General features: G+C 30.2%; 12 protein-coding genes. 9 read left to right on the top strand and 3 right to left on the bottom strand.

All coding sequences use genetic code 11. The features are described 5' to 3' along the window. Positions 1–213 precede the first annotated feature (213 nt). Together QM536_07340 and QM536_07335 are read right to left on the bottom strand one after the other, a co-directional pair. Positions 214–1,452, bottom strand: a complete 1,239-nt coding sequence (locus QM536_07340) for a dipeptidase (GenBank protein ID MDI9356817.1) — start codon at positions 1,450–1,452, stop codon at positions 214–216. A gap of 196 nt (positions 1,453–1,648) precedes the next feature. Continuing rightward, positions 1,649–1,798 (bottom strand): hypothetical protein, encoded by a 150-nt coding sequence (locus QM536_07335; protein MDI9356816.1) that lies wholly within the window; start codon positions 1,796–1,798, stop codon positions 1,649–1,651. Between the two features lie 1,031 nt (positions 1,799–2,829). Between QM536_07335 and pheA the strand changes: the two genes are divergently transcribed. Continuing rightward, complete coding sequence (gene pheA / locus QM536_07330; GenBank protein ID MDI9356815.1) at positions 2,830–3,900, top strand: prephenate dehydratase; 1,071 nt, start codon at positions 2,830–2,832, stop codon at positions 3,898–3,900. A 262-nt stretch (positions 3,901–4,162) separates the two neighbouring features. Here the strand turns inward: pheA and QM536_07325 are convergent, their stop codons facing one another. Continuing rightward, positions 4,163–4,915: a ZIP family metal transporter gene (locus tag QM536_07325; protein ID MDI9356814.1), complete on the bottom strand. Its 753-nt coding sequence runs from the start codon at positions 4,913–4,915 to the stop codon at positions 4,163–4,165. A gap of 91 nt (positions 4,916–5,006) precedes the next feature. On the opposite strand from QM536_07325, the gene ahcY reads away from it, so the two are divergent. From ahcY to QM536_07285, 8 genes are all read left to right on the top strand, one after another. Further along, positions 5,007–6,326, top strand: coding sequence for an adenosylhomocysteinase (ahcY, locus tag QM536_07320; protein ID MDI9356813.1), 1,320 nt, complete (start codon positions 5,007–5,009; stop codon positions 6,324–6,326). Positions 6,327–6,517: 191 nt separating this feature from the next. Next, positions 6,518–6,829 (top strand): 50S ribosomal protein L21, encoded by a 312-nt coding sequence (rplU, locus tag QM536_07315; GenBank protein ID MDI9356812.1) that lies wholly within the window; start codon positions 6,518–6,520, stop codon positions 6,827–6,829. A gap of 7 nt (positions 6,830–6,836) precedes the next feature. Then, a complete protein-coding gene (rpmA, locus tag QM536_07310) occupies positions 6,837–7,094 on the top strand; it encodes a 50S ribosomal protein L27 (protein MDI9356811.1) in 258 nt (85 codons plus the stop codon). Positions 7,095–7,125: 31 nt separating this feature from the next. Next, positions 7,126–8,310, top strand: a complete 1,185-nt coding sequence (gene nusB / locus QM536_07305; protein ID MDI9356810.1) for a transcription antitermination factor NusB — start codon at positions 7,126–7,128, stop codon at positions 8,308–8,310. 11 nt (positions 8,311–8,321) lie between these two features. Continuing rightward, positions 8,322–8,636, top strand: a complete 315-nt coding sequence (locus QM536_07300; protein MDI9356809.1) for a YtxH domain-containing protein — start codon at positions 8,322–8,324, stop codon at positions 8,634–8,636. Positions 8,637–8,702: 66 nt separating this feature from the next. Next, positions 8,703–9,338 (top strand): pyridoxamine 5'-phosphate oxidase, encoded by a 636-nt coding sequence (pdxH, locus tag QM536_07295; protein ID MDI9356808.1) that lies wholly within the window; start codon positions 8,703–8,705, stop codon positions 9,336–9,338. A gap of 66 nt (positions 9,339–9,404) precedes the next feature. Beyond that, the gene (locus QM536_07290; protein MDI9356807.1) at positions 9,405–10,652 is read left to right on the top strand and encodes an AAA family ATPase; all 1,248 of its coding nucleotides are present in this window, start codon (positions 9,405–9,407) and stop codon (positions 10,650–10,652) included. A gap of 27 nt (positions 10,653–10,679) precedes the next feature. Beyond that, complete coding sequence (locus tag QM536_07285) at positions 10,680–12,770, top strand: ComEC/Rec2 family competence protein (GenBank protein MDI9356806.1); 2,091 nt, start codon at positions 10,680–10,682, stop codon at positions 12,768–12,770. The last annotated feature ends 340 nt before the right edge of the window (positions 12,771–13,110 follow it).

The raw sequence follows: 13,110 nt of genomic DNA, 5'->3' as shown, positions 1-13,110 counted from the left end.
CAATAAGTTGATTAACATTTTTTGTTGTCCATTTATATGGTCGTTGATAGCTTGGAATTTTTAAGCTATTATCTTCAAGCAAATTTTTTACTTTTATTATTCTTAAGTTATTATCTTCAGGCAAATCTTTTACTTTTATTATATTCGGTTCTTGTGCCATTGCATTTTATAATCTAATGTCGGTTACTTGATCAGGTTGTTGGCTGCCGCTAACTATTGCTTCTCCGCAATCTGCAATACTGTATTCCACACTCTCCATACATTTTTAGAACATATTTTTTCTATTTCTTCTTCTGAATATCCTCTTTTTAGAAGTTCTGCTATGAGATTTGGATATTGAGATGCATCTTTCAGTCCTATGGGTAAGCTATCTCCTACTCCATCAAAATCAGAACCTAATCCTACGTGATCTATTCCTACCAGTTGCACTACATGATCTATATGGTCGGCTACTTTTGTTACATTTTCGTAGATATTATTTTTTGTGTAGTATTCTTTTTTATAAGCAAGGGTGAGAGAATCGGTTTTACTGAGGTTGTTTTGTTGCATCCATGCTTCTAAATGCTTATCTGCTTTTTTAAAATTATCTCTTGCTTCTTGACTTAAAAAGGTAGAACCAAAATTTATTTGTAAGACACCTCCATTTTTTGCAAGTTCTACAATCATTTCATCAGACATATTTCTTTCAAAACCTGGGGTAAAATGTCTGCAAGAAGAATGGGAAGCAATGACGGGTGCTTTGGTTATTTTCATAACATCATAAAAGGCACTATCTGATACGTGAGAAACATCTACCATAATTCCTACTTTGTTCATTTCTTGGATTACCTGTTCTCCAAAAGGGCTGAGACCGTTGTGAGTATGGATAGTATCATAACTAGAATCGCATATCTGATTATCTTTTGCGTGTGTAAGGGTTATATAGTTTATTCCTCTCTTAAAAAAATATTCTACTCGGGACAAATCATTTCCTATCGGGGATCCATTTTCCATACCCATAGGGAAGGATATTTTGCCATCTTTGGTATTTTTTTCTACTTCCGATGGAGTTTTTGCTAAGGCAAATTGATTTGGAAACTTTTTAGTAATATTTTCCACTAAATCTATGAGAGAATCTGCCAAAAACTTTGCGGCATCGCTCACTCCATACTTGGAAGGTATATAAATAGACATAAATGGAGCATCTAATCCTCCTTCTTTTGCCCTGAAGTAATCAAAATCTCCATCGGGAGTTCGCACAGAAATATCTAATATCTCTTTTCCAAAACCATAATTTCCTTCTTTCATACGATAAGGAAGGTCTATATGACCATCAGTAATAATAAGTGCGTCGGCTAATTCCTTTGCATATACTTGTATTTCTTGTTCGCTCATAGTTTCTACATTTTTATGAGACGGGCTGCACGATATTGAGAGAAGCAATACCACTTTCCATACATTATTTTTTATCATATTGTGTGTTGTTAATTATTAAAATTGAATCTAATCCCAAAGTTTGATGCTTTTATATATAATAGTAATAAATACTGATATTTATCTACAAAGGACTCTTCGGAGTGGAATTATGTTGTATTATTCTTTATTATATCCAATATTTTTTTCTATTATGCCAAGTACGGATGCTATAACAGAAAGAAAAAATCCATTTTTACGAAGATCCAAGCAATGATTGTGCAAATCTTGCTTGACTTCGTTGTTGTCTTTCTGTTTGTTTCACTATTTCTAAAGACCTACCATTTTTCCTATTCTTTAATACCTGTAGTGTCTGAGCATAAGGTTTAAATCCTGTTTTTCTCATGTTTATGGTTATTACATCTTGAAAATATTGTTCTTGCGTTTCTTTATAATATTCACTTGCTCACCTGCTAAAAATAAAATTTTTTTATAAAAATAATTAAACTAAAAAGGTTATCATCTATTATGTTTTTTATTATTATTATTTATACAATATTTTTCCAAGAAGAGATTATTCTAAATTACCCTGCTTTTATTTACCGACACCATAGCTTTTTGGATATGTTTTTCCTACAAAAATTGATGGTTGTCCATAATAAAAAATATGTGTGTTTATTCTTTCTTGTATTCTTTTTGAATTGTATTTAATTAATATATACTTTTTATTTTTGATATTCTAAATTTCTAAAAATTATTCCTTTTATAAAAGAAACAAAATAAAAAAAAGAAAGCAACTTTTTACAAACGCTCTCTAGTTTTTAGAAACATAATCCCTAAAGATGCTTATCTCCCTGATCAATTTCTCGATTTAATTTTTTCAAAGTGAATCGGACTTATGAATGGGAATTCAAAGATATTTCATATTTTTAATCAATTTTCAAAAAAGATACATTGTTTTCCAAATAATTTAGAACTATTTGCTCTACTAATTTGTATTAAAAATCACTATTTAATATATTTTTAATTTTTAGAAAAAGAAGTCGAGTTAGTAAAACATAAAAAACACAATCATATTGTTTAAACCAAAATATCAGTGCAAGTTTCTATACACATTCAGAGTTCCATATTTTTAATGAATGTTTTTACACATTTTATTAAAAATTACTAAGAACCTTTTAAAAAATGAAGTCAAAAAATATTTTTTTGCTTTTATTACAAAAAAATATCCAAAAAAAATTGACTGAAATTTAAAAATTATTAAAAATTAAAAGTTTTCTTGCAAACATTAAATAGTAACAATAAAATCATCACATACATTATTGCAATCGTGGCACTGAAACATTCAAAAATCTGTATGAAAAAATAAAGTACAAAACACCTATTAAAATAGAACAAAACAATATTCGTATCAATCTTTACTTACACACACCACTTATGACATTAGAACAACTCCGTGCAGAAATAGACAGAATAGATGACTCACTGATAGATTTTTTACAAAAAAGAATGGAAATGGTAAAAAAAATAGGTATTCTAAAACAGCAAAGCAATTCTATAATATATAGACCTGAGAGAGAAAAAAATATCTTGGAGCGGCTGTATCTTAAAAGCCAAAACACTCTTTTGCCTCCTCAGGCAATAGAATCTATTTTTATGGAAATATTTGCTACTTCTCGTAATATAGAGATGCCCGAATATGTTGCTTACCTCGGACCCGAAGGAAGTTTTACTCACCAAGCCGCAGAATATAGATTTGGTGCTATGAGTAGATATATACCACAAACAACTATATCTGCAGTTTTTAAAATGGTAAATACAAAAAGAAGCCAATACGGAGTGATAGCAATAGAAAATAACCAAGAAGGTGTCATAAAAGAAACCATAGAAATGCTCAAAAAGTCAGACGTGAAGATAGTAGCTGAAATACCTATCCCCATTCACCATTCTTTAGCGTCTCATACTTTGGATATACGAAATATTAAGACCCTCTATTCCAAAGACATTGCCTTTGCTCAATGTAGCAATTTTATTAGAAATACATGGGCAGAAAAAGATATAGAACTCGTCTATGTTGCTTCTACTTCACTCGGATGTAAAATGGCATCGGAACGAGAAAATACAGCCGCTATTTGTTCTCATATAGCAGCAAAACTTTACAAAGTCCCCGTTGTTTTTGAAAATATAGAAGATTCTGAAAATAATTTTACCCGCTTCCTCATCATCGGCAAAGAAAACCTCTCCCCCCCAACTCAATCTGATAAAACAAGTATCATAGCAACCCTAGAAGATAAACCAGGAACTCTTGCTACTTTTTTACAGGACTTTTACCACAATGATATAAGTTTATGTAAAATAGAAAGCTACCCTTCCAAAGAAAGTTCTCGTTTTCAATACTTCTTTTTTATAGATTTCGAAGGACATTACAAAGACGAAAAAGTAGCCGCCATCCTAAAAAAATACGAACAAAATATCAAACATTTAGGAAGTTATATAAAACTTTGTTAATCCAGTACCGAATGGTCTTTGCCAAAGCTGTAGAACACAGGAAACTTTTTTATTGACCACCTTCGGTTTCATTGAGAATTACTTCTTGATGTATTCAATCCACACTTATAATAAAACATCAAGATTATAAAGGATACATACTCATTTGCGTTAATAATACAGCATCATCATATTACAAGTTCCCCAACGCCACTGGTTTTAAATTAAAATGCAAATGAGTACATCAAAAAATAAAGTAATTATAAAAATATTGTTGATATCTTTAATGAAAAAAATAATTGAACATGATAGCAAAGATAGCCCCTAAGATAATAAATATATTTCTCAAAAATTGAAAGGTGTGCTTAGGGCTACTTTCAAAAACCATAGTGGTAGATATTAATAAAAAAATCCCACTCATAAAAGCATACATAAAGGGATAGTAATTTTCATAGAAAGAATGAAAATCTTTCAGAAACATTATTGCTAATATTCCAAGAGGAGAAGAGCAAGCAAATAAAAATAAAAAAAGAATGAGTTTTTTCTTTTCCCAAAAAAGAGATACTAACATAAACATAAAGGCAAACGACTCTAATATTTTATGAAAAAGTATCCCCACAAGTAAACTTATAGAGAGAGTATCTTGATGAAAAGAATCAGAATGAATCAATATACCACCTTCTAAAAATGAATGCAGAAAGAGAGCAATACTAACAGAATAAGAATTGAAAGAGGAATGTTTTTTATGAGTATCTGTAGTATGTATATGCCCATGTTCTACCCCACCTGAAAAAAAAGATAAAAAATACTGCAATAAAAAACCTAATAATACAAATAGTTCTAAATGAAAACTATCCCCATACCTAAATACTTCAGGAAATATATGTATAATAGTAAGCGAAAAAAGAAACGCCCCCGAAAAAACAGAAATTATTTTGAAGTATTTATAGTACTTATTAATAGGTTTTTTTATAAAAAAAATAAAACAACCACCAAATAAAGTGCTAAAAAAAAATATTAGTATTATATTTATCATAAATATTGTAAAATATAAAAAAAAATGTAATATAATCAAATTATCAATTTTATATAATTTTTCAAATACACCTATTTAAATACATTTTAAAATGATAGAGAAAGAAATAAAAACAAAATTATCCTATAAAGTAAAAGATATAGGACTTGCAGAATGGGGAAGAAAAGAAATACAACTCGCAGAACACGAAATGCCAGGATTAATGGCATTGCGATCAGAATTTGGAAAAACCAAACCTCTCAAAGGAGCTAGAATAGCCGGTTGTCTACACATGACCATTCAAACCGCAGTACTTATAGAAACATTAGTAGAACTCGGCGCCGAAGTAACATGGTCATCTTGTAATATATTTTCCACACAAGATCATGCCGCCGCCGCTATCGCAGCAAAAGGCATACCCGTTTACGCATGGAAAGGAATGACAGAAAAAGAATTTGACTGGTGCATAGAACAAACCCTCTTCTTCGGAAAAGAAAATAAACCACTCAATATGATACTTGATGACGGGGGAGACCTTACTAATATGGTATTAGATACATATCCCGAACTCATACAACATGTAAAAGGAATATCCGAAGAAACTACCACAGGGGTTCACCGTCTATACGAAAGAGTAAAAAAAGGAACACTTCCTATTCCTGCGATTAATATAAACGACTCCGTAACAAAGTCAAAATTTGATAATAAATACGGATGTAGAGAATCATTAGTAGATGCCATCAGAAGAGCAACAGACCTCATGCTCGCAGGAAAAATAGCAGTAGTAGCAGGTTTCGGAGATGTAGGAAAAGGATCGGCAGAATCCCTCCGCAGCGCAGGAGTAAGAGTTATCGTTACAGAAATAGACCCCATTTGTGCCCTCCAAGCCGCAATGGAAGGATACGAAGTAAAAAAAATGATAGACGCAGTTACAGAAGCAGATATTATTGTTACCGCAACAGGAAATAAATCTATAATTACAGAACAACACTTCTATAAAATGAAAGACAAAGCCGTTGTTTGTAATATCGGACATTTTGATAACGAAATAGACATGGCATGGCTCAACACACACTACGGGAAAACAAAAAATACTATAAAACCCCAAGTAGATATGTACACTTTAAAAAATAAAGAAATAATAGTACTAGCAGAAGGAAGATTAGTAAACTTAGGATGTGCTATGGGACACCCATCTTTTGTAATGTCAAACTCTTTTACCAACCAAACCCTTGCCCAAATAGAACTCTGGTGCAATGGAAATAAATATACCCCAAATGTATATACTCTCCCAAAACACCTAGATGAAAAAGTAGCAAGATTACATCTCGCAAAACTCGGATGCCAATTAGAAACCCTTACAGAAAACCAAGCAGAATACATCGGAGTAAAAGTAGAAGGACCTTACAAACCTGAATACTATAGATACTAATAACATATAGTATTACAAAAAATATTATAAAAAAATAAACTTGATACGCAATCTTTGTAGAAAAACAACAAAATATCCTACAAAGATACCGTATCTACCTTGCTAAAAATAAAAGTATCGTGAAAAACACTATATTGCGTAATTAGTAAATACAACATTTTAAAAAATAAAATATAATAAATCATACCATAATGCAAGCAGTAGTAAACATATCAGGAAAACAATTTAAAGTAACAGAAAATCAATATATCTACGCTCCAAAAATGTCTGGAACGGAAGGAGCAAATGTAGAATTCGAAAACGTAATGATGATAGAAGACGGTGAAAACATAACAATAGGTTCACCTCTTATTTCAGGAGCAAAAGTAAACGGAATTATACAATCTCACGTAAAAGGAGATAAAGTAATAGTATTTCGTAAAAAAAGAAGAAAAGGATACAAAAAAAAAAATGGGCATCGCCAACTATTTACAAAAGTACTCATTCAAACAATAAATAAATAAAAAAACCATGGCACATAAAAAAGGGGAAGGTAAAGTAAAAAACGGAAGAGATTCCAAAGGAAAACGATTAGGAGTAAAATTATTTGGAGGACAACATGCAAAAGCAGGAAATATAATAGTAAGACAAAGAGGAACCAAACATCATATAGGAATAAACGTAGGTTTAGGAAAGGACTATACTATATTTGCACTAAAAGATGGAATCGTAACATTTAAAAAAGGAATAAACAACAGATCTTTTGTCTCTGTTATCCCACAAATATAAAATCTTTTTTATAGTTTTTCTTTGTTTTGCAATGCTCAATAAAAGATTCCTCAGAATAAAAGCGATGCAGGCTTATTTTGCATACGAACAAGGATTAAGATCTTCCTATTCTATTTCTTTACAAAAAATAGAACATTTTTTTCGAGATGATATGTATAAACATTCAGAAGAAGATAATAATTCCTCCCAAATAACATTACAAAAAATTGAAAAAGCACAAAAATGTTTCAAAATAAGTCAAGAAAAAAAGATAATATCCTTTGAAAAAGATTACTCAGATGATATAAAAGAAGCAGTAATAGCTTCCTATACCTATTATAACCAAGAATTTCAAAATAATAAAAACAATTCTTTAGAATTTTTACTCACGGATATAAAAGAATTAGAATATATATATATATTTTGCTTACTTATACCCGTAGAATTATCAAAAATATTGTATGAAGAAAAAAAAAGGAAAATACATTCAAAAATTATAGGAAATACAATAATTCAAAATGACTATAATCTATTAGAAAATAAAATTATTGTAGCATTACAGAACAATAAAAAACTCCATTCTTCTGCCATTGCTCAAAAAATATCATATAATTATTATCATGAAGAACTCCTTTTTTGGTATAAAACATTTTTAAAAACCGATGAAAAGTACAAAGAATATACAAACAAAAATTCACCAGACTTAGAAGAAGATAAAGCAATACTAAGACATTTCTTTAGCAATATATTATTTAAAGAAGAAAAAATAGATGTATTCTTAAGAGAAAAAAATATTTGTTGGGAAGAAAATAGACATATTATCAAGGGATTAATAGCATCCGCTATAAAATCATTCCCAACAGAAATAGGGGATATTGACATACCGAATATTTGGATAGACGAAGAGTATCAATTGTTCTCTCAAACACTCTGTAAAAAAACAATAGAAACAAATGAGTATACAGAAACTCTTATATCAGAATATGCAAAAAATTGGGATATAAGTAGATTAACCCTAACTGATAAGGTTATTTTGAAACTCTGTGTAACAGAAATGATTCATTTTTCCTCCATACCATTAAAAGTAAGTATGAATGAATATATAGAAATAGCCAAAGTATACAGCACAGACAAAAGTAAAGAATTTATAAATGGAATATTAGAAACCATAAAAAAAAAACTTATTCAAGACAATAAAATACAAAAAACAGGGAGAGGATTAATAGATAACCAATAATTTTTATAACAATGAGCAAATCAAGTAATAGTTTTATCGCTTTTTTAATAGGATTAATGACAGGTGCTGTGATGGGAATTTTATATGCTCCGAATAAAGGATCGGATACAAGAGAGATACTTACCCAAAAACTGAGCAAGTATAAAATCCAATTACAAAATATATTACAGGAAATGAGAAATAAAAGCAAGACTCTCCGTAATAATAGTAATGTAAAACAAGAGGAAGAAGTATTGGAAAATACCGAAAACCTTAAAAAAGCAGAAGATTTTATTTTAGGGATAGATGATTTTATTGAAGAAATAAATAAAAACAAAAACAAGTAATAATGAAGCAAGAGTGTTTGTCTTTTAATTATAGGTCCCTTTTTCAAACAAATAATTATATTTTACATGATACAAGATTTACACTTTACACGACAGGAATACAATAAAGGGGATTTGAATGAGTCATCTATAGATAAATGCCCTATTGAACAATTTCGTAAATGGTTTTCTGAAGCATCATTATTAGTAAAAGAACCAAATGCTATGACCTTATCTACTGTTTTTAACGAGCAACCTTCCTCAAGAATCGTATTATTAAAAGAAATAGATAAAAAGGGCTTTACTTTTTTTACGAACTATAAGAGCAGAAAAGGAAAAGAAATTTCTCACAATCCAAAAGTTTCTCTTTCTTTTTTTTGGGAAGTACTGGAAAGACAAGTGCGTATTGAAGGACGAGCAGAAAAAGTGTCAGATTCTGATTCGGAGCATTATTTTCAATTACGTCCCAAAGAAAGTCAAGTATCCGCTTGTATCTCATCTCAATCAGAATATATAGACAGTAAGTACACCCTAGAAAAAAAATATAATGATTTTTTAGATATTCATAAAAATACATTTATTGCACGTCCACAACATTGGGGAGGGTATAGGGTTATCCCACATACTATTGAATTTTGGCAAGGAAGACCGCATCGACTTCATGACAGAATCGTATATATTCAAACAAAAAACGGTTGGGATATACAACGCTTATATCCATAAAATCAAATGCATTTCAGTTTTACTCAGTAACAATGTTTTTCATCCATATAAAAAAATAATAATTTTATGTTTACTAATTTTCATATATCTAATTTCAAAACACACGTCGATTCCGATATAAATATCGAAGATGTAATACTCATAACAGGTGATAATAACTCGGGTAAGAGTAATCTCCTTGCGGGACTAAGTTTTTTTTCAAAACTGGTAAGCAGTGCTTTTCCAGAGAGTAAAAAAAATAAAGAATTAAAGGATTCTTATTATTTTTCCAATAAAAATGTATTTAGTAATAATGACACTCCTATTTCATTTTCTGCTCATTGGAACGATGAATCTGCTCATATTAAATATAGTATTGAACTATATTGTCAAGATAGTAATGTAGGATGTAGAGAGAAATTGGATATTTCCTTAGAGGATAGAAATAAAGTATTTGAACATGGTTTCCATTCCATTTCTCGTGAGCTTCTACTGAGAACCCAAATTCAAAATGAAGAACTTGACTTTGAATTTTCTAAGGCAGCAGATATATTTTTTAAAGCATTAGCGTCTCTTTATTATTATAATTTTCAATCGGCATTATTAAAAGGAATGGCATATCCTGCTGTATATGCTAACGGTCAAATGAAACCATCAGAAAAAAGGGACTTTATAAAAGAATTTAAAGACAAAAAAGCATATCCTCACACAGCAAGTGAATTAGGAAAAGAGGGGTCTAATTTTTTATCTCTCATTAAATTTATAAAAGAAAAAGACATCGAAACATACAATAAATTTATTGGTTCTCTGAAAAAATTCCAAAAAACGTTCATCGGTATCCATATACATAAAGACCAAATAGCTTGGCAATTTGAGGAAAAAAATTCCTTGTATCCATTTTTTTCATCGGATAAAACCTCAGATGGATTTATAAAAATAGCTACCATAGCATTACTCTGCTCTCTCAAAAAAAAACCATCTGTTATTATGATAGAAGACATAGAAAGCTGTATAAGCTATAAAAACATGTCTTTACTCATCCAATGGCTTATCGAAATTTCTCAAAAAGGAGAAAGGATTCAATTTATTTTTACTTCTTACAATCCTTTACTCATAAAAGAATTTTCCGATAAACTCACCAGTGTCTATATTGTTTCTACAGAAAAAAATAACCAATACATAAGTAATGTAACCGATGCTGAAAAAAGAATTAGTTTTTTAGCAAAACAAGGTCATATAGATCAGCGTAAAATCATAAACAAAAATGGTGCCACCTCTGTGGATAACACATTACTCATGGAACTTATTTACAATGGAAATCTGTTATATAACTAAAAAAATATAAATGGATAATTGTATATTATGAATTTTTGGGCTCCTTTTCCACTTGTTCGGTATGTAGTATTACTTATATTGGGAATACTTATAGCAGAATCTGTAGAATCCATGCCCGAAATATCTCTCTTACACCTCCTCGTTTTTTTTCTTGGCTATACCACCTGTATTCTTATATTTTCTTTTTATAGATTATATAAGAATATTCTCTTTATAAGTTTGTATGCATCGGCTCTCTTTTTTTTACTGGGAGTGGTTGCACAACAAACCCACTCTGTATTGAACAAAAGCTATCATTTTGCTTCCCATTCTCCAAACTTTTTTTTCTATAGAGGTAATATTATAGAAGAAGTAACAGAAAAAGAACATTCTTATGCTTTTACCGTTCGGGTAGATAAGATATTCGATGGAAAAAAAATCATTCCTACAAGGTCAAAAGTATTAATATATCTAAAAAAAGATACATCTCTCCATCCTCAAAAATTATTTGTATATGGAACGGTGCTTTGGATAAAGGGGATCCCTTCCAAAATCAAAAATTCGGGAAACCCATATACTTTTGATATAGAAACATATATGAAAAGGAAAGGCTTAGAATATCAACATTTTGTGAAAAAAGAAAACCTAAAAATAATAGGAACGTATCAAGAGAATTATCTCATCGCAAAATCATTGGTTTTAAAGCATACTATGAGAGATATTATACGCTCGTATGTGCTTACCAAAAATGAAAAGGGAATAGCAGAAGCACTTCTTTTAGGAATAAAAGAAGAAGTAGAATCAGGACTGATACAATCTTATGTCTCCGCAGGAGTGATGCACGTATTGGCAGTATCAGGGATGCACGTGGCACTCATTTTTGGAATTTTCTCTTTTCTCCTGTCCCCGATAGAAAAACGAAAGTATGGTAATTTCATCACTTTTCCTCTTTTATTATTAATTCTATGGACTTTTGCTTTTGTGACAGGGCTTTCCGCCAGTGTATTAAGAGCTACGGTTATGTTTTCTCTTATTTTATTTGGAAAAAATATAGCCAAAAAATCCAATGTCTATAATTTTATAGCACTTTCCGCATTACTATTACTCCTTTATGAACCCGTTTTTATATTTAATCCCGGTTTTTTACTTTCGTACTTAGCGGTGATAGGAATCGTTTACTTATATCCCCTTATTTACAAGTCCTTAGAGGCATCTCACATCGTATGGGATTATGTATGGAGTATTACAGCTATGTCTATAGCTGCTCAAATCGGCACTTTACCCATTGCAATGTATTATTTTTATCAATTCCCTACTTATTTTTTAGTGGCAAATATCATTATTATTCCTCTTTCATCTGCTATAACCTTTATGGGTGTTGCTCTTATGTCTTTTTATTTTGTATATGAGCCAATTGCCTTTATAATAGGAAAAATATTTGCTCTGCTTATCCTCTTGCTCAACAATACAGTAGTTTTTATCTCGTCCTTACCCCAAAGCACCATTTATCCCCTTTATGTATCTGCTTTTCAGACGGTTGTTTTGTATCTTTTGCTCATATCTCTGCTTGCTTTATTCTCCAATAAGAAATTTCTTTGGGTAAAAGTGTGTTTTGTATGTTTTGTTTTACTCATCGCATCGAAATTGGTGCAAGAAATACAAACCATTCGGCAATCAAAAATAATTATTTACAACATAAAGCAGCCCATAGTAGAATACCAACAAGGACAAACCATATCTATTTACTATCCTAAAACAATTGACAGCAAAACTTTTGACAATGCTATAAAGCCATACCATATAAAAAATGGTATCATAAAGCCCTTTCTCAAAACCACTTACGACACCATTCCTTCTAAAATGCTAAAAACAAATGCTCTCACTTTGCTCAAGATAAAAAATAAAAAAATAGCACATATTCAAAAAGAAATACTGCTTAAAACCCCTCTAAAAGCGGATATAATACTCGTTTCTTACGAATCCCTCTCTCCAAAAATACTTCCATCCCTCTCCGCAGCATATATAGTTTTTGATGGTACCAATTCTGAAAGGTACCTTACAAATATGCTAAAAGATATACCACCACATATAAAAACACATAACACTCAAACAATGGGAGTTTTTTTGCTCCCATTGTAAAAACGGGAAAGATACATGGAAAATAACGTTTTTTTTCGTTTTTTTAAATAAGGTTTAAAAAAAAAAAATTGTGGAAAATTCAAAAATAAATGGTTTAATGTCATGTTTGATTTATCTTTATGAAATAATGAAATATGACACCACCTACATAAAATTAGAAGGTTTTTTGCTATAAAATCACTCATTAACAAAAATTAACATCTTTTTTTCGTTGTTTTAAATAAAATTCAAAAAAAAATATAATTTGTGAAAAATTCAAAAATAAATGTTTTATATTCATGTTTGATTTATTTTTGTGAAATAGCATTATGAAATATGACACCTACAAACCAAAAGAATG

The sequence above is a fragment of the Chitinophagaceae bacterium genome, assembly GCA_030053935.1.
Classification (GTDB): Bacteria; Bacteroidota; Bacteroidia; order Cytophagales; family JASGCU01; genus JASGCU01.
Note: the sequence above shows the minus strand (reverse complement) of the source record. Positions and strands in the feature narration are given on the sequence as shown.

What these genes read in the sequence shown, in the direction of transcription:
- nusB (MDI9356810.1), top strand. Translation starts at nt 7,126, where the DNA reads ATGCTCAATAAAAGATTCCTCAGAATAAAAGCGATGCAGGCTTATTTT.
- QM536_07300 (MDI9356809.1), top strand. Translation starts at nt 8,322, where the DNA reads ATGAGCAAATCAAGTAATAGTTTTATCGCTTTTTTAATAGGATTAATG.
- rpmA (MDI9356811.1), top strand. Translation starts at nt 6,837, where the DNA reads ATGGCACATAAAAAAGGGGAAGGTAAAGTAAAAAACGGAAGAGATTCC.
- QM536_07290 (MDI9356807.1), top strand. Translation starts at nt 9,405, where the DNA reads ATGTTTACTAATTTTCATATATCTAATTTCAAAACACACGTCGATTCC.
- rplU (MDI9356812.1), top strand. Translation starts at nt 6,518, where the DNA reads ATGCAAGCAGTAGTAAACATATCAGGAAAACAATTTAAAGTAACAGAA.
- pdxH (MDI9356808.1), top strand. Translation starts at nt 8,703, where the DNA reads ATGATACAAGATTTACACTTTACACGACAGGAATACAATAAAGGGGAT.
- ahcY (MDI9356813.1), top strand. Translation starts at nt 5,007, where the DNA reads ATGATAGAGAAAGAAATAAAAACAAAATTATCCTATAAAGTAAAAGAT.
- QM536_07335 (MDI9356816.1), bottom strand. Translation starts at nt 1,798, where the DNA reads ATGAGAAAAACAGGATTTAAACCTTATGCTCAGACACTACAGGTATTA.
- pheA (MDI9356815.1), top strand. Translation starts at nt 2,830, where the DNA reads ATGACATTAGAACAACTCCGTGCAGAAATAGACAGAATAGATGACTCA.
- QM536_07340 (MDI9356817.1), bottom strand. Translation starts at nt 1,452, where the DNA reads ATGATAAAAAATAATGTATGGAAAGTGGTATTGCTTCTCTCAATATCG.
- QM536_07325 (MDI9356814.1), bottom strand. Translation starts at nt 4,915, where the DNA reads ATGATAAATATAATACTAATATTTTTTTTTAGCACTTTATTTGGTGGT.
- QM536_07285 (MDI9356806.1), top strand. Translation starts at nt 10,680, where the DNA reads ATGAATTTTTGGGCTCCTTTTCCACTTGTTCGGTATGTAGTATTACTT.